Origin of the sequence: Candidatus Nanosynbacter sp. HMT-352 (assembly GCF_021222645.1) — a bacterium.
Classification (GTDB): Bacteria; Patescibacteriota; Saccharimonadia; order Saccharimonadales; family Saccharimonadaceae; genus Nanosynbacter.
In genome coordinates this window covers 507,109-533,806 of sequence record NZ_CP089520.1, presented here as the reverse complement: position 1 = coordinate 533,806, position 26,698 = coordinate 507,109, and the positions used below count along the sequence as shown (strand labels likewise).

The following is a 26,698-nucleotide window of genomic DNA, read 5'->3' as shown; positions in this document are numbered from 1 at the left end:
TGCTAGATTTGCGATATAATTGGATTATGACCGAACGTCAACAAGCAATCCTTGTCGCTATTATCGAGCAGTACGCTGAAATTGCGGCGCCAGTTGGTAGTGTAACGCTAGCCAAACTGTTTGGCGTGAGTAGCGCCACGATTCGCAGTGAAATGGCAAAACTTGAGGAGATGGGATTTATTGAGGCGCCCCACACGAGCGCAGGTCGAATTCCGACAGATAAGGGATATCGTTTTTATGTCAATGGAATCACGGCGGCGCAAATGACTGAATTACCGAGCGGTATTGATAACAGCACGAAGGCAATTGAGGCGCACGTCAATTCAAATGTTGATACTTCAGACAAAGCGATTCGTAGAGCAGTTGATGGTTTGGTGGAAATGACTGGCAATTTTGGTTTTGCGTCGTTTGGTTCGAGTTTATATATGAACGGGATGACTCAGTTGTTCAGTCAGCCAGAGTTTGGCGATGGCGATCACGTTCAGGCGGTTGCTAAATTGATTGACAATATCGAGCCGTGGCTTCGTGAAGCGGCGCCGGACGAGCCGTTAAATGTGTTTATTGGTAGCGAAAATCCAATTGGTAAAAGCAGTGGCGCTACGTTGATTATAAGTAAATTTAAGTCATCGTCTGGTGGCGATAACTACATCGGCGTAATTGGTCCGACGCGACAAAATTATCGTCGAACGATGGAGTTGGTGCGTCGTACGGGTGCGATGCTAGAGGAGGTATTATAATGGCTGAATGGATTGGTGGACTATTAAGTGGTTTGCCGGCGTGGCTGATTGTAATAATTTCAATAATAATATTTATTATTGGAGCGATTTGGATTTTAGCCTTTGATCCTGGTACGGTTGGCGGTGATCCTGTCTTGCCATTTAAAAGGAGGAAAAAATGACGAAGAATAAAAAAGCTGAAGATTTAGAGAAAGAAGTTGCTGAGCTGACGTCGGATTTGCAGCGAACTCGAGCGGATTTTGAGAATTATCGTAAGCGCGTGGAGGCGGAAAAACAATCAGCGCATGAGATGGGTCAAACTAAGTCGGTGATGAAATTGTTGCCAGTCATTGATACGATTGAGCGAGCTGTCGCCAACGTCCCAGAGGAACTTCAAGATAATGCGTGGGTTAAGGGTGTGGCTGGTCTGAGCAAGCAGCTTGACAAGCAATTGAAGGAGATTGGTTTGGAGAAAATTGACGCTAAACCCGGAACTCTGTTTAATCCGGAATTTCATCAGGCTGTTCAATTTGACGAATCGACGGATGGCGATAAGGAAGTTATTGCCGAGGAGCTTCGCGCCGGCTATACTTTGAACGGATCAGTTATTCGCGACGCAATGGTAAAAGTCACTCGTCAGTAATATGATTGCGAAAAAACAGCGATTAGCACTCTTGACATGAGAGTGCTAATTATTTATACTGAGATAGTTGGCACTCGCCACGAAAGAGTGCTAGAATGAATATAAGATATAGACCAGATGTGATCATAATAGAAAGGGGAATCATATGGGTAAAATTATTGGTATTGACCTCGGTACAACCAACAGCGCATTTGCGTATATGTTAGCTGGAAAACCAGAGGTAATTTCTAATGCCGAAGGTAATCGTACTACACCATCTGTAGTTGCGGTTAATAAAAAGGGCGAACGACTCGTCGGTCAAGTTGCTCAGCGTCAGCGTGTAACAAACCCAAAAAACACGATTTACGGCGTTAAGCGTTTGATTGGTCGTAAGTTTGATGACAAGGAAGTGCAAAAAGACTTGGATATCATGCCGTACAAGATTGTTAAAAAAGGTACTGGCGTGGCAGTCGAAATGGGCGATAAGGAATACACGCCAGAAGAAGTTTCAGCAATGATTCTTAGTAAGATCAAGGCTGACGCCGAAGCTTTCTTGGGTGAAAAGGTGACAGAGGCAGTGATTACGGTGCCAGCGTACTTTGACGATTCACAGCGCCAAGCAACTAAGGACGCTGGTAAAATTGCTGGATTGGAAGTTAAACGTATTATCAACGAACCAACAGCTGCAGCTTTGGCGTACGGTCTGGAAAAGGGTAAGAATGACGAAACTATCGTAGTATTCGACCTTGGTGGCGGTACGTTTGACGTGTCGGTGTTGGAACTAGGCGACGGCGTGTTTGAGGTTAAGGCAACCAATGGTGATACACACCTTGGTGGTGAAGATTTCGACAACGCTATTGTCAATTACTTCTTGGATGACTTCAAGTCGAAGGAGGGAATTGATCTTCGTAAAGATAATGCGGCGATGCAGCGCTTGAAGGATGAGGCTGAAAAGGCGAAGAAAGAATTGTCGACGGTTACTGAATATGAAGTCAACATTCCATTTATCACTGCTGATGCTGATGGTCCAAAGCACTTTGAGATGAGCTTGAGTCGCGCTAAGTTGGAAGATTTGGTTAAGGATCTATTGGATCGCTTGGATGGCCCAGTAGAAAAGGCTTTGAAGGATGCCAAACTTTCTAAGTCCGACATTAACAATGTAGTTATGGTTGGCGGAATGACTCGTATGCCAGCTGTGGTTGAGCGTGTGAAGAATTTCTTTGGAAAAGATCCGATGCAAGGCGTGAACCCAGATGAGGTTGTAGCTGTTGGTGCTGCAATTCAAGGTGGTGTCTTGGCTGGTGATGTTAAGGATGTGTTACTTCTGGATGTGACTCCGCTTTCTCTTGGAATTGAGACGATGGGCGGTGTATCGACTAAGTTGATTGATCGAAACACTACAATTCCAACAAGCAAGAGTGAAGTTTTCTCAACAGCTGCTGATAACCAGCCTCAGGTGGAAATTCACGTTCTTCAGGGTGAGCGTGAGTTTGCTAATGACAATAAGAGTTTGGGTCGTTTTGTGCTTGACGGTATTGCGCCAGCGCCACGCGGCGTGCCTCAAATTGAAGTGACCTTTAATATTGACGCCAACGGTATTCTTAACGTTACAGCCAAAGACAAGGGAACAGGCAAAGAGCAATCAATCACTATCCAAAACTCTGGCAATATGAGCAAGGAAGATATTGAGAAGGCGCAAAAAGAAGCCGAACTTCACGCGGACGAAGACAAGAAAAAACGCGAAACTGTCGATACGAAGAATCAGCTTGAAAACGCTATTTATCAGGCAAAGAAAATGCCAGACGAATTCAAAGATAAGATTTCTGACAATGATAAGCAAGCGATTGAAAAAGCTGTCGAAGAGGCTGAAAAGCACAAAGATTCTGAAGATAAGGATGAATTGGACGCTGCAATTAAAGCCTTGAATGACGCGATTATGCCAATTGGGGCTAAGATGTATCGACAATCAACTGATGATAAAAAAGCTGACGAAGCTGGCGACGAAAAGTCTGATAAAGACGAGCCAGTCGAAGGTGAAATTGTCGACGAGAAATAAACTTAACGTATTTACGAAGAAGGCTGCTCGATAAAAAGAGTGGCCTTTTTTTGGACTTAGCACTCTTGCACTGAGAGTGCTAAACGCGTATAATATATAAGGTATGAGCAAGCGTGATTATTATGAAATATTGGGCGTTCCAAAGACCGCTTCTGAAGATGAGATAAAAAAGGCTTTTCGTAAATTAGCAATTAAATATCATCCTGACAAACAGGGTGGCGACGAGGCTAAATTTAAGGAAATTAATGAAGCCTATGAGGTTCTGAAAGACAAACAGAAGCGACAGCGTTATGATCAATTTGGTCATGCTGGCGTTGGTGGCTCTTCTGGTGGCGGATTTTCTGGCAATCCGTTTGAAGGATTTGGTGGATTCGGCGGTCAAAACGTTCACTTTGATTTTGGTGACGGTGGACTAGGTGATATTTTTAGCCAATTCTTCGGTGGTGCAGCTGGCGGTTCTGGAAATGGTCGTTCGCGTGGGCGTGATGTTGAAACTAGTGTAACATTAAGTTTTGAGGACGCGGTATTTGGTGTAGAAAAGAAAATTAGTTTAATGTTGGATGTTGAATGTGAGCATTGTCATGGCGATGGTGCCGAGCCAGGGTTTGGTATGAAAACGTGCCCAACTTGTAAGGGAGCGGGTCAGCAAACTCGAACGATGAATTCGCTGTTTGGGCAAATTCAGCAAGCGGTTGTTTGTGAAACTTGTCACGGTAAGGGAAAAGTTCCTGAAAAAGAATGTTCAGTTTGTCGAGGAAAAGGCACGACCCGACAGAATCAGGATATCACTATTAAAATTCCGGCAGGGATTGATGATGGCGCGACAATTCGTCTGCGAGATCGTGGCGAAGCAGTTGCTGGTGGTAGTAGAGGTGATTTGTATGTCCACATTCGCGTTAAGGCGCATAAAAAATTCACTCGTGAAGGTAATATTATTCTTAGCGAAGAGCATATTTCTATGGTTGATGCAGCACTGGGAACGGAGATTGATGTGGAGACTGTGGATGGCGTGATAACGATGAAAATCCCAGCAGGCACTCAGAGTGGCACCGACTTCAAGTTGTCGGGTCATGGCGTGCCGCACTTACATAGTGAATCTCGTGGTCCGCATATTGTGGGTGTTATTGTTGATACGCCAACCAAATTGACCAAAAAGCAGAAGGAGCTTTTGGAGCAGTTTAGGGGCGCGAAAAAACGAGGACTGTTTTCGTAGGTAAGCATAGCTTAGATATTGATATATATCATAAATTATGCCATAATATTGACGTATGAAAGAGAAAACCGTTATTGGGTCAACTGAGTTTGTAGATTTTGGCGAGCGAGCACAAAAAGTTCCAGCTAAAATTGATACGGGGGCTGATTCAAGTGCAGTTTGGGCGAGTAATATTAGCATTGATAAAGATGGAGTGTTGAAATTTTCTCTGTTTGGCGAAGGTTCGCCGTATTATAACGGTAAGATATTTAAGAGAACTGATTATTCGGTGGCGAGGGTGCGTAGTTCGTCTGGGCATGAGCAGATTCGTTACCGGACACATTTTTGGGTAAAAATTAGTGGGCGAAAAATTAAAATGTTGATGAATTTGTCTGATCGGTCGAAGAATGAATTCCCTGTGTTAATCGGAAGACGGTCGATTTCTGGAAAATTCCTAGTGGACGTATCAAGAAAAAATGTTCGCAGGAAAAAACCGTCCGTAACTACTAGTCTTAATGAAGAAATAAAATTGAATCCATACGAATTTTATAAAAAATATCATCAGAAAGGTGAAGAAAAATAATGCGAATTGCAATCTTATCCAACGGCAACATTAATTATTCGACGCTTCGCCTGAAAGAAGAGGCTGAAAAACGCGGTCATCAAGTTAAAGTTATTAAGTATAAAAACTGTTACGTTTCAATTGACGAAAAGCACCCGACGGTCATTTACAAGGGTAAGGAGATTGGTGAATTTGACGTGGTGATTCCGCGAATCGCAAGCCATATGACAAAGTACGGAACAGCGGTTTTGCGTCAATTGGAGATGATGTACCCGAAGGCGTTTTTTATGAATCGCTCGATTGCAATTACTAGGGCGCGGGATAAATTGCGCTCAACACAGTTATTAGTTAAAGCGGGAGTGTCAATTCCGAAGACGGTCTTTTCCCGAAACGCAACTGACATTGATTCGCTCATTGAAGAGATTGGTGGTATGCCGGTGATTATTAAGTTGGCGCGTGGTACACACGGAAATGGCGTGGTTTTGGCGGAAACTAAAAAGGCTGCCAAGTCGGTTCTTCAGGCGTTCTATTTGACCAACTCGGACGGCACGAACGTGCTACTTCAGGAGTTTATTAGAGAGTCGGCTGGTGTCGATATTCGAGCTTTTGTGGTTGGTAGTCAAGTGGTAGCTAGTATGAAGCGGCAGAGTCTGGATGATGATTTTCGTAGTAATTTACACAAAGGTGGCGAAGGTGCTAGCGTTAAGTTAACGGACGCCGAGCGTAAAATGTGTGTGAAAGCTGCTAAGGCAATGGGATTGACAGTTGCTGGAGTCGACTTCATGAGATCAAGCCGTGGCGCTTTGGTGCTGGAAGTTAATGCTAGTCCAGGATTTGGAATTGAGAAAATTACTCGCCGAAATGTGGCTGGAAAGATAATTGAGTATATTGAGCGAAACGCCAAGCGTGGTAATAAAAAAGATAAAATCGGCGCTTAGGCATAAACTTGTTATAATAGGTTTATGGACGAGTCTCGTCGCTCGACAGTAACTCAGACTGTCATCAAATGGATATTTATCTGCGGTATGCTGACGGTTATTGGTGGGGCAATTTTTTATGCTTTTCGAACGGTTTCGCCAAAAACGGAAATGATATACTTGAATAAGACGATGCTTCGGGCGGAAATTGCTAATGACGAAGAATCACAGCGGAAAGGTTTGTCCGGGAGGCTGGGAATTGATGAGAATTATGCCATGCTGTTTGTATTTGACTATAACGATCATCATAAAATGTGGATGAAAGATATGAAGTTTTCAGTTGACATGATTTGGATTAATGATAAAAAGCGCGTCGTCTATGTAAAACATAGCGTCAAACCAGACGCTGAGCCGTATGAAAAATATGCTCCACCGGTTCCCGCAAAGTACGTACTGGAGGTGAAGGCAGGAGTTGCTAAACGTGCGAGCGCCACGGTTGGGTCACTGGTAAAATTTGATTTAGAGGAGGATAAATGAGTGTGATAATTCTATTTGGAGCAATTTTAGTAACTGTTTTTGCGGTTGCATTTGTTTCATCTCGAAGATTTGGTCCATTGGCGTTGGCATTGGCGACGGGGTTTTTACTATCAGAATGGTGGGGCAATTGGCTGGCGGGAGTGTTGGATAGTTTGAAATTGGAAGATGGTTTATTGCCAAATGGTGTAATTTCGGGATTAGTCTTAACGTTGGTTCCGTTAATTATGCTTCTTCTAAGTGGTCCGAGATATCAGAAAAAACATGAGAGAATTGTCTCGGCGGTGGGAATTGCGTTTTTGACAGCAGCGCTATTGGTGGCTCCTCTGGGAAAATATATATCACTAGACGGACAGGCGCTGGAGCTGTATAGGATTTTCGCGAATAATTGGCGGTATGTGGCTACGTTTGGTCTGGTGTGTGGTCTAATTGATATTTTTTCACTACATACTGGCGGACATAAACTTGCTAAGCATTGACCTTTGTGTTGGTTTGTGCTAGGATGAAGAAAGCGGATATTCCGAATGGGTCCATAGCTCAGCTGGTTAGAGCACCTGCCTTTTAAGCAGGGTGTCCCGGGTTCAAGCCCCGGTGGACCCTCCAAATTTGAAATCGACTCCCTTGGCGGAGTCTTTTTTATGGCTTTAGATCCAGATATACTTTAAGTATGAATAGTTGGCTATTTAATAAGTTGCATATTTCTTGGTTAGTGGCGGTGTGGTGCCTCGGTCTGACAATTGGCGTAATTTCCATCCATTACATACCGCGGTCGTTTACGGTGACCCCGTTATTTTTATTGGTCGGGCTGGTTATTTTTGTAATCGTGGCAATTTGGCGCTGGCGATTTTTTGCGATTTTAGCAATTATTTCTGGAGTTTTGATTGGTCTTTGGCGCGGTGAAATCGGCAGAAAAGGCGTGGAGGTTTATGATTCGCTAATCGGAAAAGTTGCAATTATCCAAGGTCAAGTTTTGGAGGATCCTGATCTCGATAAAAATAGTCAAACGGTTCTTAGATTGGGCAATTTGCAGATGAATAATGAAAAATTGCCGGGACAAATTTGGGTGACGACGCCAGATAAAAACTCAATTAAGCGCAGTGATATTGTGAGAGTTAAGGGTAAAATGACGGCGGGATTTGGGGCTTTTTCAGCAAGCGTATATCGGGCGAAAATTATTAGTGCCGAAAGACCAGTTCCGGGTGATGTGGCGGTGGGAGTTCGTGATTGGTTTGCAGGGCGAGTTCGCACTCACGTTCCAGAGTCTGAATCTGCGCTAGGGTTGGGATTTTTATTGGGATTGCGACGTGCTATGCCAGCTGAATTAAGTGACAATTTGAAAATTGCTGGACTAACGCATATCGTGGTAGCGAGCGGCTATAATTTAACAATTTTAGTTCGTTTAGCGCGACGATTATTCGCTAAGCGATCAAAATATTTAGCAATGCTCAGCGCGGCTGTTATGATAATTGGTTTTATGGCAGTGACCGGATTAAGTCCTAGTATGTCGAGGGCTGGCTTGGTGGCGGGACTGAGTCTGGCGGCGTGGTATTACGGCCGGACAATTCATCCACTGATTCTGCTTCCTGTGTCGGCAGCAATCACGCTATTGATAAATCCGCAATTCGGTTGGGGCGATTTGGGGTGGCAATTAAGTTTTGCTTCTTTCGCGGGTGTAATTATGTTGGCGCCGCTTTTGCATTCTTACTTTTTTGGCAATAAAGAGCCGGGCACGTTTCGACAAATTTTAATTGAAACTTTGTCAGCGCAAATTATGACATTGCCGCTACTTATGATGAGTTTTGGTGTTATTAGCAATGTGGCGTTAATTGCGAATATGCTGATTTTGCCGTTTGTGCCGCTAGCGATGCTGCTGACGTTTATGTCGGGTGTACTGGTTTTTGTGCCGATGATTGGCGTTTTGATTGCAATTCCGACAACGTGGCTACTTGGCTATATGATTCAAGTCACCAATTGGACGGCTGGATTTGAATGGGCTCAAATGGAGGTTAGTATCAATTTGTGGCAGTGTGCGGCTTTATATGTGGCGCTAATTTTGGCAATGATTTGGATGAAAAAGCAAACTAAATTGGACCTCGCTAAGATAAATATTGTGGAGTAGTGTATAATGGTAACAGATTGAAATAGCAAATAACTTTAGGAGAAATTATGTCAGGACACAGTAAATGGGCCACAACTCACCGACAAAAAGCGATTGTTGACGCTAAGCGCGGCGCGATTTTTACGAAATTGGGCAATCAAATTGCTATTGCAGCACGTGGCGGCACAGACCCAGCGCTGAACTCGAGTTTGGCGATGGCAATTGAAAAAGCTAAGGCTGCGAACATGCCTAGTGCAAACATTCAGCGAGCAATTGACCGAGTTGCAGATAAGAGTGCGGCGGCTTTGGAGGAAATTGCTTACGAAGGTTATGGTCCTGGCGGCGTGGGTGTTATTATTGAAACGGCGACAGATAATCGTAATCGAACATTGCCAGAAGTAAAAACTGCGCTGGTTAAAAATGGCGGGCGAATTGCTGATGCTGGTAGTGTGATGTTCCAATTTACGCGCAAAGGTGTCATTACTATCGAAGGCAGCGGGGAAGATTTGTTGCTGGCAGTTTTGGACGCTGGCGCCGAAGATGCTGTCGAGGAAGATGGCGAGATTATCGTGTATACGGAGTTGAAAGATTTGGCGAGCGTACGGAATAAATTGGCTGAACAAGGCTTGAAGGTTAAAGATGCGGAACTGCGATACATTGCCAACACGCCGATAGAAATTGCCGATATGGAAACTGCACAGAAATTGATGAAAATGATTGATGCGCTGGACGATTTGGATGATGTTGTGAATGTTCATACGAACGCGGATATCACAGCGGAATAAAATCATCGCTTTAAGTAATCGCTCCTTTTTTGGGGCGATTTTTAATTTGACAAAAAGTACGCTAAACTAAAGATGATTAACCATAAGCAAGGAGCGAGCATGAAGTATTTGCGCAACACACTACTTATGATACTAGCCGTGGCACTAATAATGCCGTCGCCGTTGGTTTTGGCGGAAGGCGCTTCAGGTGCTACTCAAGAGTCGAAAGTTGATGACGCTCAGACTGCTGATAATAGTCTTAAATCGACTGAGGAAGTGAAAAATCCAGTTGTTGATAAGGAACAGATCGATAGCAATTCATCTTCCCAATCAAGTGAAAATCCCGAGACTCCAACGGAGAATTCGTCTACAAATAGTCCGAGTGAAAATCTTGCCACCAATGAGTCTTTAAAATCCGAGCCAAACCCCGAATCTGATCCGCCAAAAATAGATAATCCAGATGGAAGAACAGAAGAAAATGCTCCGATATTAATTTCAAAGATTAGTCAGGATAAAAAATATGTTGAGATTTATAATCCGACGAATCAGAATGTTAATTTGGCTGGTTGGAAAATAGAGTATTACGCTGGATCTGGAACTAAAACCGTTGGAAAAATTTTCAAGGATGAAGTAATTTTGGCGAACGGATTTTTGGTGTTGTCGAATAATAAAGCGCTTGCTGACACTATAAAGTTTGATGCTAATCTACGTTTATCTCAGGGAGATGGATCTGTTGTGTTGTTTCGTTCGGACGGGTCAGTCGCAGATACTGTTGGCTGGGGGAATAATTCAAAGTCTGCAGGCTCGCCAATTAAAGGCGGTGTGAAAATTGTTTGGCGCTGTTTTATTGATGGAAATATTATTGATTCGAAAAATAATTCCACTGATTTTTTGTCGAGTAAAGGTTCTGATAGTCAGGAAATTGTGCCGTATTTATGACCAAATTGTAAGAGTCCAGAACCCAAACCTGAACCCTCAAAAGAGCTGAATAAATGTGAAGGTCTGAAGCTAAGTGAAATTGCGTCGAATGTTGACGAGCAGTTCATTGAGATTGTCAATTCTGGCGAAAAAACCGTCATTACGACAGGCTGTAAATTGACGGTTGGCGATTCTGGTGTTCGTGAAAATATTGGTGACATCGAATTAAATCCTGGTGAATTTTTAACGATCAAAATAAAAAATACGAAGCTGAAATTGCCAAAAACAAAAGGAAAAGTTTATTTACTAGACGAGGCTGGATCGCAAATTGATTCCGCTGGATATAACAATATGCCAAAAGGCGCCTCGTGGAGTTTGATTGATGATGAGTGGATGCAAACGTTTATGATAACTGAAAATTCTGAGAATATCTTTAAGGAATATCCAGACTGCCAGAACGGCTATGAGAGAAATATGTTGGGTAAGTGTGTAAAAATTGCCATTACACCTGTTGAGAGCTCTTGCCCTGTTGGTCAATATCGTCATCCGGAAACTCGCCGTTGTCGAAAAAATGAAGCGGCAAAAACTATTGCGCCTTGTAAAGATGGCTATTATCGTAGTGAAGAAACTGGCAGATGCCGATCTATCGCATCGGCTGCGGCAAAAACTTTGAAGCCTTGCCCAGAAGGTCAGTTTCGCAATTCATCTACGGGTCGATGTAAGAAGATTGCCTCCACTGATGATATAGCAAAAGAATGTCCAGAAGGATTTGAGCGTAATCCACAAACTAAGCGATGCAGAAAGATAAAATCGGCTAGTATGCCGACCGTTGGTTCGGCGGCTACTGAAGTTAAGCAGGTCGCTGGCGCTACTTGGGGTTGGTGGGTGTTTGGTGGCGTGAGTTTACTGGCTGTCGGTTACGGCGTGTGGCAATGGCGATGGGAAATTTCGCAATTTGTACGAAAAATTCGCGAAAGCATTAAATCCGCTAACGGCAAATAATTGCTATAATAAAGATATGAGAATTATCGGGATTGACCCGGGAACGGGGATTTTAGGGTTTGGTGTGATTGATTTTTCTCGTGGCAAGTTCAAGATGGTCACGGCGGGAGTTGTGACGACGCCGGCACATACGCCAATTGACGAAAGGCTTGAAGATATTTTTGATAGCCTAACAGAGATTATTGCCGAAACAAATCCTGATGTTATGTCGATTGAAAAGCTATTTTTTGCGCGCAATGTTACGACGGCGATTTCCGTGGCGGAAGCGCGCGGCGTGGCAATGTTGACTGGGCGAAAAGCTGGAATGCCGATTGCTGAATATACGCCGTTGCAAATAAAACAAACTTTGACCGGCTATGGAAAGGCCGATAAAAAGCAGGTCCAGGAAATGGTGCGCCTTAATTTGGGTCTGAAAGATGTTCCGAAGCCGGATGATTGTGCGGATGCTTTGGCTGCGGCAATTACACACGCGGCGATGAATCGGGTATAATTGGAATATGATTGCACATGTTTTTGGAAAAGTTGCTGAGAAGTTTAATGGCTCGCTGGTTATTGATGTTCATGGTGTTGGATATGAAGTTAGTGTGGCGACTAATGATTTTGATGCGGTGATATTAGATCAAGAAGTAAAATTTTACACTTATCATCACGTGCGCGAACAGTCGGAGGAATTGTTTGGGTTTTCTAGCCTGGCGGCGAAAAAACTGTTTGAAATGCTAATCACGGTTCAGGGGGTTGGTCCGAAGGCGGCGCTGGCTATCTTGAGCTTGGGTGATGCCGAGCAAGTGCGTAACGCTATTGCTAATGCTGACAGCGGATTTGTACAAAAGGCCACTGGCGTTGGCAAAAAAACTGCCGAGCGAGTAGTGGTAGATTTGAGCGATAAAGTTGGTTTACCGACTCGTTACGGACAAACGGAAACTCCGCTACAGACTGAATTAAACACTTCTGATGAGGCCTTGGAAGCGTTGATGGCTTTGGGTTATACGCTGGCAGATGCAACTAAGGCACTCGAAAATGTCGATGTCAATTTGCCGACATCTCAGCGAGTAACTGAGGCGCTGAAGAAATAGATCTTTGTGCTCCAATATTTAAATTGACCCTAAATTAAGTTATTGCTTGTAAATGTTATAATTAGTTTATGGCAATTGAAAGAATAGTTGATACAAGTTCGCATGATGATGATTCTGAAGAGCAGCGAATTGAGGTAAGTCTGCGTCCGCAGAGTTTTGCTGAGTATGTCGGCCAGGAAAGATTAAAACGTAATTTGCGCTTGGCGATTGATGCTGCTAAAAAGCGCGGCGAGCCGTTGGATCACGTATTATTATATGGTCCGCCTGGGCTTGGTAAAACAACTATGGCGACGGTGATTGCTAATGAAATGGGCACGAATCTGCGGATTACTAGTGGTCCAGCTATTGAAAAAGCAGGCGATTTGGCGTCGATTTTAACTAATTTGTCGGACGGTGATATTCTGTTTATCGATGAAATTCATCGGTTGGGTCGGTCTGTGGAAGAGATTTTATATTCCGCAATGGAAGATTTTAAGCTGGATATTGTGATTGGAAAAGGTCCGGCAGCACGATCAATTCGATTAGATTTGCCGCGATTTACGGTGATTGGCGCGACGACGCGAACCGGAAGTTTGGCAGCACCTTTGCGTGATAGGTTTGGGCATATTTACCGCTTGGAATTTTACACGCCAGAGGATATTGCGAAAATTGTGACGCGTAGTGCGAAGATTTTGGAATCGTCAATTCGAAGTGAAGCGGCGGATTTATTGTCGACGCGGGCGCGCTTGACGCCGCGTATTGCCAATAGGCTTCTTAAGCGAGTTCGTGACTACGCTGATGTTAATGGTGATGGAATAATTGATGTAAAAACTACAACCAACGCTTTGGAAATGCTGGAAGTGGACGAGTTGGGCTTGGATCCGGCTGATCGTAATTTATTACAATCGATTCTGGAAAATTATGGCGATAATCCTGTTGGTCTAACAACAATTGCGGCGCTGACTGGCGACGAAGCGACGACAATTGAGGATTTTTATGAACCATATTTGCTACAAATTGGTTTTATTGAGCGCACACCGCGTGGTCGTCGAGTGACGATTAAGGCAAAGCGACATTTGGGAAAATAGTTATCGTATTCTTCGGCTTTTTGTGCTTTAATAAAACCAGACAAACTTAACTAGGAGCCGCCATGGGCAAAAAACAAGCAACGACATCACCAGTTAAGAACTCTAAAGCTAGGCGCTGGCTACGACGATTTATAATTTTGATAGGAATTTTGGCTGGTTTGTGGCTGGTCAATTTTTTAACTTGGCTGCCGGCGTATGTGGAAGTGTGGAATATGGCACGAGATCCAATGGCCGAAAAGGGCGTTTTGGGCTTAAAGCTGAAATCGTCACGCGAAAGACATCGCATACCTACAGAGCGCGGATTTTTAAAAAAGAGCACATATCCGTCAGTCGATAGATATTATGAGATGCCTCAAAATGGGTCGGCGAGTGATTTGTTAAATAGACTGCAACGATACGCTGAAGATTCTGGCTGGAAGCTAGACAAAGAGAGGTCTGGGGTGGAATATTTTGTAGGATATAAAGATATAGAGGGTAGGGAATACTCTCTCTGGGTTAGCATTATACTAAACGATAAGTATAACAATGGTGTTCATATAAGTGTTGAGGGCTTGGGTGATTAATATGAAAATTAGAGTTATTATATTATCTTTCTTTGTAGCTATTATTTCTGGCTTTTTTATACAACAGTCGGCACAAGGCGAGGTTGTTCCTTATGATTACGCAGGCAAGAAACTTACGATTACATTACTAGGCGATTCTTATTCGGCTGGCAATGGTGCCGATGGGTATGAATATGGCCCTAATATCTGTCATCGTAACAGTAATAACTGGGCGGAAATGTATAAAAGATGGCTAAGTAATAACGGACTGTCAGTAACGCTTATAAATCGCGCTTGTTCTGGAGCTAAAATTAATGCCTTCTTGAAGGATAAGAATGCGGGTAGTGTTGTAAAAACGATTAGTGACGATCCAAGCAAGCTAGCGACGAATGAGCAGATTATTAAATATGCAGAAGACAGGGATATTTGCAATATTAAACCGAATAACGACTTAAAAGTTGCTTATAGGATTATAAGTAGTACGATTGGCTCTAAGCGCGGAAAAAATCAGAAAAGAGTCAATATAAGATGTAATTATACGATTAGACGACAACTTGATAGTGTGGATCGCAGCACAGATATGGTAATGATGACAATTGGTGGAAATGATTTGGATTTTGACGGCATTGTTAAATCTTGTTTTGCCGCTGTAATAAGATCTGCCTCAGATTGCAGAACAAAAATAAATGACGCAAGAAATAATATGGGAGATTTAGAGCTAAATCTTAGAGGTATTTTATCATCGCTTAATTCTCGTTTACGTCCAGATGCGAAAATAGTTCTCTTAGGATACCCGCTACTAGCACTTGATAATGGTGAGAAACTATCCGATTTTTTGGTTGCTAGTGAAGTGCGCAAGTTGGGGTTGGAAGGTAATTTACGCCAGAAAAAGGTGGTTGAGGAATATAATAAAAGCCTCGGTAAAGAGAAAGTGATTTTTGTTGATAGTTTGCCAAAGCGGTTTTCTGGACATGAGCCAGACGCCTCAATATTTAAGAAGAATCACGATCGTTGGATTCATGAATTCCTTGAGCCAAATGCATTCAATATGAGCTCGTGGTATCACCCAAACTTCTTTGGGCATAGCAATTATATGTCAGCACTTCGCGAAAAAGTACCACTACCCAATTTAGTGAAACCAATAACGAAAACGAATGGCGATATTGATGTAGTATTTGTTATTGACACGACTGGCTCGATGAATAGTTCAATTAGTGCTGTTAAAAATAACATTCGAAATATAGTTGAGTCGATCAGTTCGAAAACCAAAAGCACTAGATTTGCACTGGTTACTTATCAAGATCATCCGTGTTGTGGCGGAAGCTCGGATGACTATCCATCCAAAATTGAGACAGATTTTACGAGTAATGTCGAGGTGCTTAACAAGGCTGTCAATTTTATTCAACTCGGTAATGGTGGTGACTGGAAAGAATCTGTTTATTCTGGTATTAAGACGGGGCTGAATCTACAGTGGCGAGCGGGAGTAAAAAAGATTATGATTGTGATTGGTGATGCTCCAGCTAAGGATCCAGAGCCAGTTACTGAGCTAACCGAACAGTCTATCGTTGATGCTGCTTATGCCGTTGACCCGGCTCAAATATATATTATTGATACTTCTGGACATAATATGATGGCATCTGTGATGTCTTTGGCTGAAAGAACGGGCGGCGCATATTTACAAGTTGATGATAGTAATAAGCTCACTGATCAGATTAATGCGTCAGTTGAAAATGCGACAAACAAACCGAATGCCTGGATAAATCGTCAATATGTGGCAAAAATTGGCGACACATTAGAATTGGATGGCGCTGGTTCTTATTCGGCAAATGGTAAAATCGTGAAATATGAATGGGATGTCGATCAAGATGGTGTGTATGACGTGACGACGGATAAGCCTTTTGTCAATTATACGTTTACTAAGGAATTTTCTGGGTTGTTAACACTTAGGGTGACTGACAATTCTGGATTGACGAACGTAGCAACGACGACTTTGACGGTTAGCGATGACGGCGATGAACACGAACGGGAATTTGATAATTGTCCAGATGTGGCGAATCCAGATCAAGCGGATTATGACAAGGATGGAATTGGTGATGCTTGTGATTCTGATCCGGGATATTTGGAGGAATATGGATATTATCAGATGTTAGAGTATGAAAAGAACCAAGCAAAGAAATATGATAGTAAAAAAGAAAATACAAATCGTAAACCTGTTGACGTGTCTTCGAGTAATAAAGTAAACGGTGACAATAACAAGAAAGTAGCTATCATAGATTCTGATAGAAAAGGAGTAAAACTTCAGGAGAGTAGTGGTGTGAACGAGGTGAAATCGGAGGAGGCTCGGAAGAAGTCTAAGGATAATAATGAGGGCAAGAGTGGATTGTCATGGTTTGGTGTTGCCGCAGCTATTGGAATGGCTGTAATCAGTGTGACGACAATAGCTATAAAAGTTTATCGCCAAAAAACAAGACTATCTTAAATCCTGTCGTGTTATAATATATGCATGAATCCACAAACATCCTCGTCAGAAGATTTAACGCAGCCTGTTGCGTATGATGCTGATGGTCAACCACTGTACCACCATCCACCACAGACTGGTCGTCCAGCTCCGGTTGTGGCGCAGACAAATTCCTATGTGACGGCAAGGCCGGAAATTATTGATGGGGAGAATTTTGACCCACGATTACGTAGTCAATATGCCAATGAACCGCAAGTCGTACATGTTGCGCGAGATATTGACCGAAAGCCGTTTACTATTAGTGACAACCTAAAGCAAAAGCATGAAAAGTCAGTTCGACAATATCCAAACCTCAATTTGAGCGAAGGTGAATATATTATTTTAGACATTAAACGTCATCCAATTGGTATGCTGATTCCGACGAGCATCTCAGTTTTCTTGGTAGTAATGATCATGGTGTTTTATCCGTCAATTGTTCGTGACGCAATTATTTCGCCTATGCCTTCGCTAACTGATGTATTTGGTGTGGCAATGTTGCTTATTGGACTGGTATCGCTTGGTGGTGCGGTATCCTTGTGGATATATTTGCAGAACCATTTTTACATGACGAATGAAAGTGTGATTCAGGAAATTCAGGGTAGTTTATTTTATCGGCACGAACAGACGGTGAGTTTAGGTAGTATTGAAGATGCAAGCTTCCGTCAATCAGGCATTATTCAGACTCTTTTCAATTACGGTACGATTCGCCTCAGTACCGAAGGTGAAGAAACGACATATATATTCCATTTTGTGGCAAATCCGCGAAAGCAAATTGCTATAATCAACAATGCTATTGAAGACTTCAAGAATGGTCGCCCTGTTTGTGGTGATTAGATAATTATTTGTGGCGACTTTCTTTTATGTAGTCGTCTTCATTGACAAGCGTCGCAATGAGTTTGTATGACTTACATTTTCCGTCATTGCAATTTGAAGATTCGTAGCGATAACTGCTGTCTTTATCTCCAATTTTCTTACCTTGCGGATCTTTTAACAACGCGGGATCCATAGTCGGAAGCGTGCCTTCTTCTAATTTCTCTGGGTAATAGCCATTTTTAACGTAAAAACCTTCTTCCAGGCTATAATGCATAGCATTAATCGCAGTGCGTTTTTTGGCGTTATTTGATTCGTTGGTCAATTTTGTATATTGTGAAAAACCTAAGATTGCGATAATAATTAAGAAAGTCGCTACAACCAAAAGTTCAATAATAGTGAAACCGTTTCGCTTATCCATGAATGTAATTATAGCAAATCTCGCGACAAATCGGTATAATAAAGGAAGTAACTAAGGAGGGAATGCTATGGCAAAATCAGACAGTAAAACAGTAAATCCAGAAAAATCAAGTCAGGCATCAGATAAAAAAATTGATGAAGGTAAGCTTAAGGCACTTGGTCTAGCAATGGATCAAATTACCAAGCAGTTTGGTGACGGATCAATTATGAAATTGGGCGAGGCTCATAAAGTCGATGTTGAAGTAATTCCTTCTGGTGCTTTGAGTTTAGATTTAGCGCTTGGTGGCGGATATCCAAAAGGTCGTATCATAGAAATCTATGGTCCAGAAAGCTCGGGTAAGACAACATTGACGCTTCACGCTATTGCAGAAATTCAGAAGCAGGGTGGAACAGCAGCGTTTATTGACGCCGAGCACGCGCTTGATCCAGCATACGCTAAGCGTCTGGGCGTGGACACGGAAAATTTGTTGGTTTCTCAGCCAGATAACGGCGAGCAGGCATTGGAAATTACGGAGACGTTGGTTCGTTCTAACGCGGTGGATTTGGTGATAGTTGACTCGGTAGCTGCCTTGACGCCACAGGCTGAAATTGATGGCGATATGGGTGACTCTCATATGGGTCTTCAGGCTCGATTGATGAGTCAGGCTCTACGTAAATTGACGGGAATTATTAATAAGTCAAAAGCTACGGTGATCTTTATCAATCAGATTCGTATGAAAATTGGCGTGATGTTTGGCAATCCTGAAACGACAACTGGCGGTAATGCGTTGAAGTTTTATGCGTCACAGCGAATTGATATTCGTCGAATTGGTCAGATCAAAGTTGGCGATGATATTATTGGTAACCGCACAAAAATTAAGGTTGTGAAAAATAAGATTGCACCGCCGTTCCGTGTGGCTGAATTTGACATTATGTACAACGAGGGAATTAGTAAAACTGGCGATATTTTGGACTTGGCGGCAACGCACGGTATAGTTGAAAAGTCGGGTGCGTTTTATAAATATAACGGCGAAACGATTGGTCAGGGGCGTGATAAGACGAAGACTTATTTGAAGGAAAATCCTGAGGTTCTGGCGGAAATTGATCAGAAAGTGCGTGATAAAGTGAAGGAAGCGGAAAGTTAATTCATATATAGATGAAAATCACCGATATTTCTCTTCAGGCTCGTGATAAAAATCGTGTCAATGTAAGTGTTGACGGGAAATATCGTTTTAGCTTGGACGTATTTCAGGTCGGCGAACTAGGCATTAAGATTGGTCGCGAATATACGGAAGAGGAAATTTCGAAACTAGAAGACGATAGCCAGTTTGGCAAGTTATATGCCAGGTCTATAGAATACTGTTTAATACGTCCGCGAGCCATCAAAGAAGTACGTGATTACCTGCGTCGGAAAACGCTAGCCACTCGTCGACGTTCAGCGAAAACTGGAAAAATTATTGAACGTCCTGGAATAAAGCCGGAGATTACTGAGAGCGTCTTAGATCGTCTTATTGAGAAAAAATATTTGGACGATGAAAAATTTGCTCGATTTTGGTTTGAGCAGCGGTTCGTGAAAAAAGGTGCCAGTATTCGCCGTTTAAAATTGGAACTGGCGCAAAAAGGAATTGATAATACAACGATTGAGTCGTTAGTTAAAGAGAATATTCGCTCTGATGGCGAGGAATTGCGGAAGATTATTGCTAAAAAACGTTATCGATATAGCGACCAACAGAAGTTTATGCAATATTTGGCTAGGCAGGGTTTTTCTTACGACGACATTAAGAAGGCTCTTGAAAACCCAAAAGATTAATCAACTTTTGTAGATTCTGGTTGTGGACGAGGCTGCTTACGGAATGGATTTTCGTATGAATTTATCTGCGAAATAGGTGTTTTTTCGGCTACGTGTGAGATAGTTGCTGATTTTACAATTATTTTATCGTCGGTTACTTTTATAATCTGAGAACGATGAATAAGTAGCTCTGTGTCGCCAAAACTTTTCAGGAACGGTCGCCGAATTCGGAGTTGTTGTATAATAAAATTCCCAGCCGCCAATGTGTATCCGATAACTTTTCCGATTTTCTTATTTTTCTCATCAATAACCAACTTGTCTTTTAATGCAAAATTGATGTCATAAATTTCTTTTATAGTAATTACGTCATCAATCCCGATAATTTCATCGGTTGAATCGATAATCATACCGAGTGGCCCAATCTCCCTGACATCGTCAATACGAAGTAAACTAGGTCGCTGGTCTAAAAGTTGTCCTTCAAGTTCGTATGCGATTATAGACAAATTTTTCGGATCGATAATTTCCCGCGATGTTCGTGCCAGTTCGGAGCCTGTTTGAAGGCTCATGACAGGAATATTAAGGAAGCGATCTGCAGATATAAGCATAACTATATTATAAACGGTTGTGTTTTATTCGGCAAACGGATTGGAGCGACCAGCCGGCAGACTAAATGAGTCATTTGCTGAGGTTGAGGGGCGGAAGTCTTTAATTGCTTTCATGGTTTCCTTGTCGAAGCTTATCGATGCAATTTGAGGCTCTTCGGTGGGAATTGCTAAAAGTCCACTCAAAAGAAATATCGAAATCGCTACGCCTCCGATAACTATTATGCTATATAGCATCACATGAAATCGCCATAGGAATTTGGATAATGATTTTATGATTGGTTCAAGTTGTTCTGATATTGATGGGCTCATCGTGTGTATACCTTTACCTCAAGTGCTTGAATTGATATTTCGTGTTTATTTGCGCCTCTAGAAATCGATACTCCTGAAAGCTGCATACGGGTGACATTTTTTTCGATTAAGTTAAGGAAGTGTAGGAATTTGGTGTAGTCTATACTATCACCTAATTGAATTGATACGAAAGTGCTTTTTGTTCCAGATGGATTTGTAGAAGGTTGTTTAGCGGAGGGTGTCGCTGTTTTTACTGCAGCTGCTGCCGGCTCATTCTGAAAAGTGAAAGATTTAATCGGAATGCCTGCACGATCGGCATACGTATTTAAATCTTGGATAATCTGGTTTTGATATTGATAGAGTTTTGATTCAGAAACGATATTCTTTGCTTTATTGGCTATATCAGAGTTTCTGTTGAGCTGAGATTTTGATGCAAGTAGGCTCTGTATTTTTGCATCAACCGTAGCGGCCTCGGTTTGCATTTTTCCAACTTCTTCTGATGTTTTACTCAGGAATGAGTACGCAAAGACTACTATTCCTACCATTGCTGACAGTATAATGATCAGTAATAATGATAGAATGATTCGTGCGATGCTGGCATTTATGACTTTTTTCATTGTTTTAAGACCTCTGGCTTTGGTGTGACGCTAATTGTTATGGTGATTGGATAATCTGCAGGCCTGTCTGATGACTGACCGCCTCCACTGTAAACAACAGTCTCTAGGTGAACGTCGCTAAAAATTTCTGACTTCTCTAAACTAGTTTTTATGCGAATAGCGTCATCCTTGTTTTTTCCAAGAGCCGTTAATGATAACGGCTTATCTAATGCCGAAGTGTCCAGAGATAAAGATTCCAAAACCATGCCTGATGGTATGTGTTGTGCTATTTTTGGGATGATTGTGGAGTAGTGCGCTTCGCTGTTAATAATAACCTTGGCAGCATCTAGATCTTTCTTGAATTCGTTAACCTCTTTTTGAGTTGATTGATATTGGGCGAGCTTTGCGTTTCCTTCGTCTATGTTAGCTTGAGCTGAGGAGCGACTATTTTCTAGGAATAGATAAAACCCACCAATAGTTAAGAATAATAGGCTGGTGAATACTAGCGACATCGTGCAATATCTTCTTAGTATGACGTTAACTCGTCCAGCGCTAATTTGTTTTTTCTCTTGAGGGGGAAGAAGGTTAATCATAGATATCCTCCTGTTTAATTAAAGCTAGTCCTGCAACGGGCGACAGTTGGGATCTGAGCTGCTTTGCTGGCTGTTCGAGTCCTTCAAAATTTAAAGTTTGCCATGGGCTTGCTACGCGCGCTGGCATCATTAGTTCGTTTGTAAAAAAGTCCCCAATTCCCGGAAGATTGCCACCGCCACCAACAATAAGAACTTGTTCGATTTTTTTCTCATCAGGGAAGCGGTCTGTATAATATCGCATAACGCGCTTAACTTCATTAGTCATTTTTTCTAGACTCGGACGCAAGGCTCCTGCGATTCTAGCTTGTCTTGGGCCGGGATTTAACCCATTTAATACCTTAAATTGATGAGCCGTTTCAATTGGTACGTTCATTTTTTTAGCTAAATTCAAAGTGAGTGTGTAGCCGCCGACATTTAAACCGCCCGTGACGCGTATGTCGGAATCTAGAATCGCGATATCCGTAGTTGATGTACCGATATCGACAATTATAGTTGGTAATATTCCTTCTTCTGTGCGTTGTAGTAGCCTGGCAATTGCGCTAATGTTTGGCTCAATTATTGCAACTTCTAGGCCGCATTGCTTGGTGGCGTCCAGCATGCTGTCAATTATTTTCTTCGGTGCGGCGCACATTAGGACACTAAGTTCGTCTTTTGTGCGATTAATAATCCTATAATCTAGATAAAGAGAATCTAGGGGCGCTGGAATGTATTGCTCGGCTTCCAGATTTACAGCGCTACGAATATTGCTTTCTTCTTTCGTAGGCAGACTAAACGTTCGCGAAAATGTTCGGTTGGTTGGTATGCCTAACGCTACACGATTGCTATTAATTTGTCCTACAATATTTTTCTTCAATAGGTTTTTTATATTTTGCGCTAAATATTCAGCGTTGTCGCTAGAGCTGATATCACTTTTTTGAGAGTCAAGATTAATAGAGCCATACCCATGGACTAACATTTGATTTCTGTCTATTGACATTATTTTTATGCTTGTTCGACTAATATCTAGACCGATAATTGGTTTTTTTCTATAAAATATACTCGACACGTTATTACTTCCCACCTTATATATCGATATTATAGCATAAGCCTTTTTGAAAAACTATCACTCTTTAACTTGACCTGCCATACTAGTAATCGGTCCCATGACGCTGACTGCCACCAGAGCGATAACAACACCCATAGCAACGATCATTACCGGTTCAATAATAGAGCTGACGCCGTCAATTGCAGTATCTACCTCTTCTTCGTAAAAGTCGGCAACTTTAACCAGAACTTTATCTGTTTGTCCGGTTTCTTCACCGACGGATAGCATCTGTGCCACGATTGGCGGATACAAGTCGTCTCGTTCTGCGATAATTTTTGATAAAACTTCGCCGTTTTGGACTCGCTTAGTGGCTTCCTTTAGGGATTTTTCGTAAGCAACATTTCCGACGGCACGTGAAGTTACATCCAGTGCTTCAAGTACGGCCACGCCTGCGCCAATAAGAGCGGAAAAGGTTCGAGTAAAGCGAGCGATTGCCACCTTCTTAACAATTGGGCCAACAGCTGGAACTTTGATGATGATATTATGAAATTTTACGCGACCTTTTGGGGTTTTAATATAGCGAATTAATAGCCAAATGCTTCCGGCAAATATTGGAATGATTATATACCAAAATGACACCACAAAATCGCTAATTCCGAGCATAATTTCAGTAAGGAGCGGCAGTTTGGCGTCGGGTCCGCCCATGTCTTTAATAGTTTTACCGATGACTGGAATAATGAAGATCATCAAGATAAAGAAGGCGATAATTGTAATAATCAAAAGGACGATCGGATATGTCATGGCGCCTTTAATCTTTTTCTTCATGGAGGAGTTTTTTTCTTGTTGTAGGGCTAGGCGCTTTAGAATATCATCCAAAATACCTCCAGTTTCACCTGCAGCAACCATATTTACGTAGATGTCATTGAAAGTTTCTGGATGTTTACTAAGGGCATCTGCAAATGACATACCACCTTCAATGTCCTTTATTACGGCGTTGATTGTTTCTCGAAAATTAGCGCTTTCTGCATGTTTTGACATTGAGTTAAGAGAGCGAAGAATTGGGACTCCGGCTGAAACCATGGCGCTTAATTGTCGAGTAAACATAACTAGTTCATCAGTTTTGGCGCCTTTCTTTTTTTTGCCAAATGAAAAACTGAGCTCTTTTTTTGCACTTTTTTCTTCGATTTTTACCAATTGTCCGTGTGCTTTTAGACTGTTAATGGCAGATAATTTATCAGCCGCTTCAATTGTCGAAGAAATGGTCTCTTTCTTTTTATTGACAAGTAGGTATTCAAAAATTGGCATAATATTACTCCCTCGTTGATCTCAAAACTTCTTCTACCGTGGTAATTCCGCGTAGTGATTTAATAAGTCCGTCCATTTGCATTGTTACCATACCTTCAGAAATTGCCTGATCCTGAATGTCGTTACTGGTGGCGTTGGCGGTAATCATTTTTTGAATAGGAATAGAGATCCCGAGAACTTCGTAGATACCAACGCGTCCTTTAAATCCATTGTGGCCGCATTCATCACAGCCCTCTGGATTCGGTCGCCATAGACGCTCGATTCCTAAATCTGTCGACCCCATAGGCGTATCGCCACCAATTTTATCTTCAAAAGCCTGCTCTTCGAGATTGTGGATTTTCTTAATCGACTCAGTGTTTATCTTAAACATTTCGGCAATATATTTTATTTCTTCTTCACTTGGGGTGTATTCTTGGCGGCAATTCATACACAGACGTCTAACTAATCGCTGTCCAATCACTGCTTTTACAGTTGAGGCAATCAAGAATGGTTCAATCCCCATATCTAGTAAACGCGGTAAACATGTCGCGGCGTTATTTGTGTGCAAAGTAGAGAATACTAAGTGTCCAGTTAGCGCCGCTTGAACGCCAAGGTTTGCGGTTTCGCCGTCGCGAATTTCTCCAACCATAATGATGTTTGGATCTTGGCGAAGTAACGCCCTTAATCCTGAAGCGAAGGTCATTCCAGCCTTGGCGTTGGTCTGAGTTTGATTGACTCCTGGGATTTTATATTCTACTGGGTCTTCAATCGTAGAGATATTGACGTCTGGGGTATTGAGCTCCGACAAGACACTAAACAAACTGGTTGATTTTCCCGATCCAGTTGGCCCAGTAACCAAAATCATACCGTTAGGCTGCGCCATAGCATCTTTTACTGTCGTAAGAGATAGCCCCCAATAGCCCAGCTGATCCAATTTTACGGCTTGATTTGACTCATCCAAAATACGCATAACTACTTTTTCGCCATCGGCAATTGGTAGAGTTGAAACTCGAAAGGCGTATTTTTTCCCTGAAACCTGTATCTTAAATCGGCCGTCTTGCGGCACGCGGCGTTCGTCGATTTTTAGGTTGGAGAGAATTTTAATGCGGCTTACTAAGGCGCCATGAACGTTTCTTGGTAATTTGTTAACTTCCTTCAAGACACCATCAATTCGATAGCGAACCTGAACATAGTCTTCGCGCGGCTCAATGTGAATGTCAGAAGCGTTGGATTTTATGGCGTACTCCAATAGCAAATTAACAGTTTGAGCAATTGGTGAATTTTCCGCAAAATCGTCTTGGCTAACGTTCTGGTCTTCGGCGGAAGCGTCTTTTTGTACAGCGATAACTTCATCGAGTTCGGCGTTAATATTGCCACGATAATTTTCCAAACAGTCCAAAATGTTGCTTTTTGTCGCTAGGAAAACCTTTGTGTTGTAACCAATTTCTTTTTGGATGAAGTTCAATGCCTGCACGTCATCTGGATCTTCCATTGCAAGAGACAGGCTATTATCTTCATTTTTCTCAAAAAGTACAACATTGTACTGGCGTGCGATATGTTCGGGAATTCGCTTTAATATATCTTCGGGAATATCCTTTGGCTCAATTCGCACGAAAGGTACACCGATATAATCGCCAATTAACTTTGTCAAATCTTCCTCAGAAATGACTTTTTGTTCAATAATGGTTTCTTGCAATGTTTGCTTTGACCGTTCAGCGATCAATTTCAAATCAGCAAGCTGTGGCTCATCGATAACCCCACCTTGTTTCAGAATGTTCTCAATTGTCTGGTCTGAAACACGCATAACTCTTATGGTTATTGTACTATCATCGCCAAAAAAAAGCTAGCATAGTATAATATAAGAGTGAACATTTCTGGTGAAGAGAAAATGCGAGAATTGGGCGCGGCAATTGGTCGGGCTGTTTCTGGCGGGGAAGTTCTGGAATTAGTCGGTGATATTGGCGCGGGGAAAACCACATTGACGAAGGGAATTGCGCAGGCTTTAGAGATTAACGAGCCAGTTCAGAGTCCAACTTTCACGATTTCGCGCGTGTACGATTCACCTCGCGGTCTGAGTTTGGCGCATTACGATTTTTATAGACTAGGAAATGCTGGAATTATGAGCGAGGAGATTCGCGAAGTGGTGGATTCTAATTCGGTTGTTGTAGTTGAATGGGCTGGCGCTGTTGACGATGCATTACCAAACGATCGGTTAGTGATAAAAATTACTGCGATTAGCGAAGAAGGGCGGCTTGTAGAATTTTATCCTGGCGGCAAAAAATCTGATGAACTTTTGGGAAAAATAAAGGAGAATATGGCGTGATAATTTTATTAGATACTTCAACATCAACATGTTTTTTGACAATAGTCAATGGAGAAAATCGCCAGGATTTTGAATGGGAAGCTGGGCGAACGTTGGCGCGGAATTTGTTGAAATTTTTGGAAGAAAAGACTGGCGATTTGCATCTTATAAGCGGCATTGGCGTGATGAAAGGACCAGGAAGTTTTACGGGGCTGAGAATTGGTTTGACGGTTGTGAATATCTTGGCGGACAGCTTGAATATTCCTATTGTTGGTGTGATGGGTGACAATTGGCGTGATTTGGCTTTGGGTAAATTGCGTTCTGGCGAGAATGAAAAAATTGTTATGCCAGAGTACGGTGCTACTGCGAATATCACTGCGCCGCGAAAATAATTTTTATCGCTCAAACTGTCAAAACCGTGTATAATTAAATTACGGCGGTTTGTGAT

Annotated in this window: 31 protein-coding genes and 1 tRNA gene; 24 read left to right on the top strand and 8 right to left on the bottom strand. The window is 42.3% G+C overall.

Features of this window, described 5'->3' with window-relative positions; genetic code table 11:
- Positions 1 to 26 precede the first annotated feature (26 nt).
- From LR957_RS02855 to LR957_RS02760, 20 genes are all read left to right on the top strand, one after another.
- Positions 27 to 737 (top strand): hypothetical protein, encoded by a 711-nt coding sequence (locus tag LR957_RS02855; RefSeq protein ID WP_232272840.1) that lies wholly within the window; start codon positions 27 to 29, stop codon positions 735 to 737.
- Positions 737 to 898: a hypothetical protein gene (locus LR957_RS02850; protein WP_232272839.1), complete on the top strand. Its 162-nt coding sequence runs from the start codon at positions 737 to 739 to the stop codon at positions 896 to 898. Before LR957_RS02855 ends, LR957_RS02850 begins: the two co-directional genes overlap by 1 nt.
- Positions 895 to 1,359, top strand: a complete 465-nt coding sequence (locus LR957_RS02845; RefSeq protein WP_232272838.1) for a nucleotide exchange factor GrpE — start codon at positions 895 to 897, stop codon at positions 1,357 to 1,359. The genes LR957_RS02850 and LR957_RS02845 overlap by 4 nt, the downstream gene beginning before the upstream one ends.
- 145 nt (positions 1,360 to 1,504) lie before the next feature.
- Positions 1,505 to 3,394, top strand: coding sequence for a molecular chaperone DnaK (gene dnaK / locus LR957_RS02840; RefSeq protein ID WP_232272837.1), 1,890 nt, complete (start codon positions 1,505 to 1,507; stop codon positions 3,392 to 3,394).
- A gap of 103 nt (positions 3,395 to 3,497) precedes the next feature.
- Complete coding sequence (dnaJ, locus tag LR957_RS02835; protein ID WP_232272836.1) at positions 3,498 to 4,607, top strand: molecular chaperone DnaJ; 1,110 nt, start codon at positions 3,498 to 3,500, stop codon at positions 4,605 to 4,607.
- 55 nt (positions 4,608 to 4,662) lie between these two features.
- Positions 4,663 to 5,169, top strand: a complete 507-nt coding sequence (locus LR957_RS02830) for an ATP-dependent zinc protease family protein (protein WP_232272835.1) — start codon at positions 4,663 to 4,665, stop codon at positions 5,167 to 5,169.
- Positions 5,169 to 6,086 carry a RimK family alpha-L-glutamate ligase gene (locus tag LR957_RS02825; protein ID WP_232272834.1) on the top strand — a complete coding sequence of 306 codons (918 nt, stop codon included), beginning with the start codon at positions 5,169 to 5,171 and terminating at the stop codon, positions 6,084 to 6,086. Before LR957_RS02830 ends, LR957_RS02825 begins: the two co-directional genes overlap by 1 nt.
- A gap of 24 nt (positions 6,087 to 6,110) precedes the next feature.
- Positions 6,111 to 6,602: a DUF192 domain-containing protein gene (locus LR957_RS02820; RefSeq protein ID WP_232272833.1), complete on the top strand. Its 492-nt coding sequence runs from the start codon at positions 6,111 to 6,113 to the stop codon at positions 6,600 to 6,602.
- Complete coding sequence (locus tag LR957_RS02815) at positions 6,599 to 7,078, top strand: hypothetical protein (protein ID WP_232272832.1); 480 nt, start codon at positions 6,599 to 6,601, stop codon at positions 7,076 to 7,078. The genes LR957_RS02820 and LR957_RS02815 overlap by 4 nt, the downstream gene beginning before the upstream one ends.
- 47 nt (positions 7,079 to 7,125) lie before the next feature.
- Positions 7,126 to 7,202: transfer RNA gene (locus LR957_RS02810), tRNA-Lys, on the top strand.
- Between the two features lie 64 nt (positions 7,203 to 7,266).
- The gene (locus LR957_RS02805) at positions 7,267 to 8,718 is read left to right on the top strand and encodes a ComEC/Rec2 family competence protein (protein ID WP_232272831.1); all 1,452 of its coding nucleotides are present in this window, start codon (positions 7,267 to 7,269) and stop codon (positions 8,716 to 8,718) included.
- Positions 8,719 to 8,765: 47 nt separating this feature from the next.
- Positions 8,766 to 9,482, top strand: a complete 717-nt coding sequence (locus LR957_RS02800; RefSeq protein ID WP_232272830.1) for a YebC/PmpR family DNA-binding transcriptional regulator — start codon at positions 8,766 to 8,768, stop codon at positions 9,480 to 9,482.
- 99 nt (positions 9,483 to 9,581) lie between these two features.
- Complete coding sequence (locus LR957_RS02795; RefSeq protein WP_232272829.1) at positions 9,582 to 10,400, top strand: lamin tail domain-containing protein; 819 nt, start codon at positions 9,582 to 9,584, stop codon at positions 10,398 to 10,400.
- Positions 10,401 to 10,556: 156 nt separating this feature from the next.
- Positions 10,557 to 11,381, top strand: coding sequence for a hypothetical protein (locus tag LR957_RS02790; RefSeq protein ID WP_232272828.1), 825 nt, complete (start codon positions 10,557 to 10,559; stop codon positions 11,379 to 11,381).
- 16 nt (positions 11,382 to 11,397) lie between these two features.
- The gene (gene ruvC, locus LR957_RS02785; RefSeq protein WP_129631598.1) at positions 11,398 to 11,871 is read left to right on the top strand and encodes a crossover junction endodeoxyribonuclease RuvC; all 474 of its coding nucleotides are present in this window, start codon (positions 11,398 to 11,400) and stop codon (positions 11,869 to 11,871) included.
- Positions 11,872 to 11,878: 7 nt separating this feature from the next.
- Positions 11,879 to 12,454, top strand: a complete 576-nt coding sequence (gene ruvA, locus LR957_RS02780) for a Holliday junction branch migration protein RuvA (RefSeq protein ID WP_232272827.1) — start codon at positions 11,879 to 11,881, stop codon at positions 12,452 to 12,454.
- A gap of 68 nt (positions 12,455 to 12,522) precedes the next feature.
- Complete coding sequence (gene ruvB / locus LR957_RS02775) at positions 12,523 to 13,521, top strand: Holliday junction branch migration DNA helicase RuvB (protein ID WP_129631586.1); 999 nt, start codon at positions 12,523 to 12,525, stop codon at positions 13,519 to 13,521.
- 62 nt (positions 13,522 to 13,583) lie between these two features.
- Positions 13,584 to 14,084: a hypothetical protein gene (locus tag LR957_RS02770; RefSeq protein ID WP_232272826.1), complete on the top strand. Its 501-nt coding sequence runs from the start codon at positions 13,584 to 13,586 to the stop codon at positions 14,082 to 14,084.
- A gap of 1 nt (position 14,085) precedes the next feature.
- Positions 14,086 to 16,542 (top strand): VWA domain-containing protein, encoded by a 2,457-nt coding sequence (locus LR957_RS02765; RefSeq protein ID WP_232272825.1) that lies wholly within the window; start codon positions 14,086 to 14,088, stop codon positions 16,540 to 16,542.
- Between the two features lie 24 nt (positions 16,543 to 16,566).
- A complete protein-coding gene (locus LR957_RS02760) occupies positions 16,567 to 17,394 on the top strand; it encodes a PH domain-containing protein (RefSeq protein WP_232272824.1) in 828 nt (275 codons plus the stop codon).
- A 4-nt stretch (positions 17,395 to 17,398) separates the two neighbouring features.
- Here LR957_RS02760 and LR957_RS02755 read toward each other — a convergent pair whose 3' ends face one another.
- A complete protein-coding gene (locus LR957_RS02755) occupies positions 17,399 to 17,791 on the bottom strand; it encodes a type II secretion system protein (RefSeq protein ID WP_232272823.1) in 393 nt (130 codons plus the stop codon).
- 67 nt (positions 17,792 to 17,858) lie between these two features.
- Between LR957_RS02755 and recA the strand changes: the two genes are divergently transcribed.
- Together recA and LR957_RS02745 are read left to right on the top strand one after the other, a co-directional pair.
- On the top strand, positions 17,859 to 18,914 hold the full coding sequence (gene recA, locus LR957_RS02750; protein ID WP_310736987.1) for a recombinase RecA: 1,056 nt from the start codon (positions 17,859 to 17,861) through the stop codon (positions 18,912 to 18,914).
- Positions 18,915 to 18,925: 11 nt separating this feature from the next.
- Positions 18,926 to 19,579: a regulatory protein RecX gene (locus LR957_RS02745; protein ID WP_232272822.1), complete on the top strand. Its 654-nt coding sequence runs from the start codon at positions 18,926 to 18,928 to the stop codon at positions 19,577 to 19,579.
- On the opposite strand, the gene LR957_RS02740 is transcribed toward LR957_RS02745, so the two are convergent.
- The 7 genes from LR957_RS02740 to LR957_RS02710 all read right to left on the bottom strand — a co-directional run bounded on the left by LR957_RS02740 (position 19,576) and on the right by LR957_RS02710 (position 25,752).
- Positions 19,576 to 20,163, bottom strand: a complete 588-nt coding sequence (locus LR957_RS02740) for a PRC-barrel domain-containing protein (RefSeq protein ID WP_232272821.1) — start codon at positions 20,161 to 20,163, stop codon at positions 19,576 to 19,578. The two genes, LR957_RS02745 and LR957_RS02740, sit on opposite strands and share 4 nt — an antisense overlap.
- Positions 20,164 to 20,187: 24 nt before the next feature.
- A complete protein-coding gene (locus LR957_RS02735) occupies positions 20,188 to 20,472 on the bottom strand; it encodes a hypothetical protein (protein WP_232272820.1) in 285 nt (94 codons plus the stop codon).
- Positions 20,469 to 20,996, bottom strand: coding sequence for a hypothetical protein (locus LR957_RS02730; RefSeq protein ID WP_232272819.1), 528 nt, complete (start codon positions 20,994 to 20,996; stop codon positions 20,469 to 20,471). Before LR957_RS02730 ends, LR957_RS02735 begins: the two co-directional genes overlap by 4 nt.
- Before the next feature lie 68 nt (positions 20,997 to 21,064).
- Complete coding sequence (locus tag LR957_RS02725; protein ID WP_232272818.1) at positions 21,065 to 21,640, bottom strand: PilN domain-containing protein; 576 nt, start codon at positions 21,638 to 21,640, stop codon at positions 21,065 to 21,067.
- Positions 21,633 to 22,685: a type IV pilus assembly protein PilM gene (pilM, locus tag LR957_RS02720; protein WP_256443797.1), complete on the bottom strand. Its 1,053-nt coding sequence runs from the start codon at positions 22,683 to 22,685 to the stop codon at positions 21,633 to 21,635. The genes LR957_RS02725 and pilM overlap by 8 nt, the downstream gene beginning before the upstream one ends.
- Positions 22,686 to 22,742: 57 nt before the next feature.
- A complete protein-coding gene (locus LR957_RS02715) occupies positions 22,743 to 23,969 on the bottom strand; it encodes a type II secretion system F family protein (RefSeq protein WP_232272816.1) in 1,227 nt (408 codons plus the stop codon).
- 4 nt (positions 23,970 to 23,973) lie between these two features.
- Entirely contained in the window at positions 23,974 to 25,752 is a 1,779-nt protein-coding gene (locus tag LR957_RS02710; protein ID WP_232272815.1) for a GspE/PulE family protein, read from the bottom strand.
- Between the two features lie 60 nt (positions 25,753 to 25,812).
- On the opposite strand from LR957_RS02710, the gene tsaE reads away from it, so the two are divergent.
- A complete protein-coding gene (gene tsaE, locus LR957_RS02705) occupies positions 25,813 to 26,271 on the top strand; it encodes a tRNA (adenosine(37)-N6)-threonylcarbamoyltransferase complex ATPase subunit type 1 TsaE (protein ID WP_232272814.1) in 459 nt (152 codons plus the stop codon).
- Positions 26,268 to 26,642, top strand: coding sequence for a tRNA (adenosine(37)-N6)-threonylcarbamoyltransferase complex dimerization subunit type 1 TsaB (gene tsaB / locus LR957_RS02700; RefSeq protein WP_232272813.1), 375 nt, complete (start codon positions 26,268 to 26,270; stop codon positions 26,640 to 26,642). The genes tsaE and tsaB overlap by 4 nt, the downstream gene beginning before the upstream one ends.
- Positions 26,643 to 26,698 lie beyond the last annotated feature (56 nt).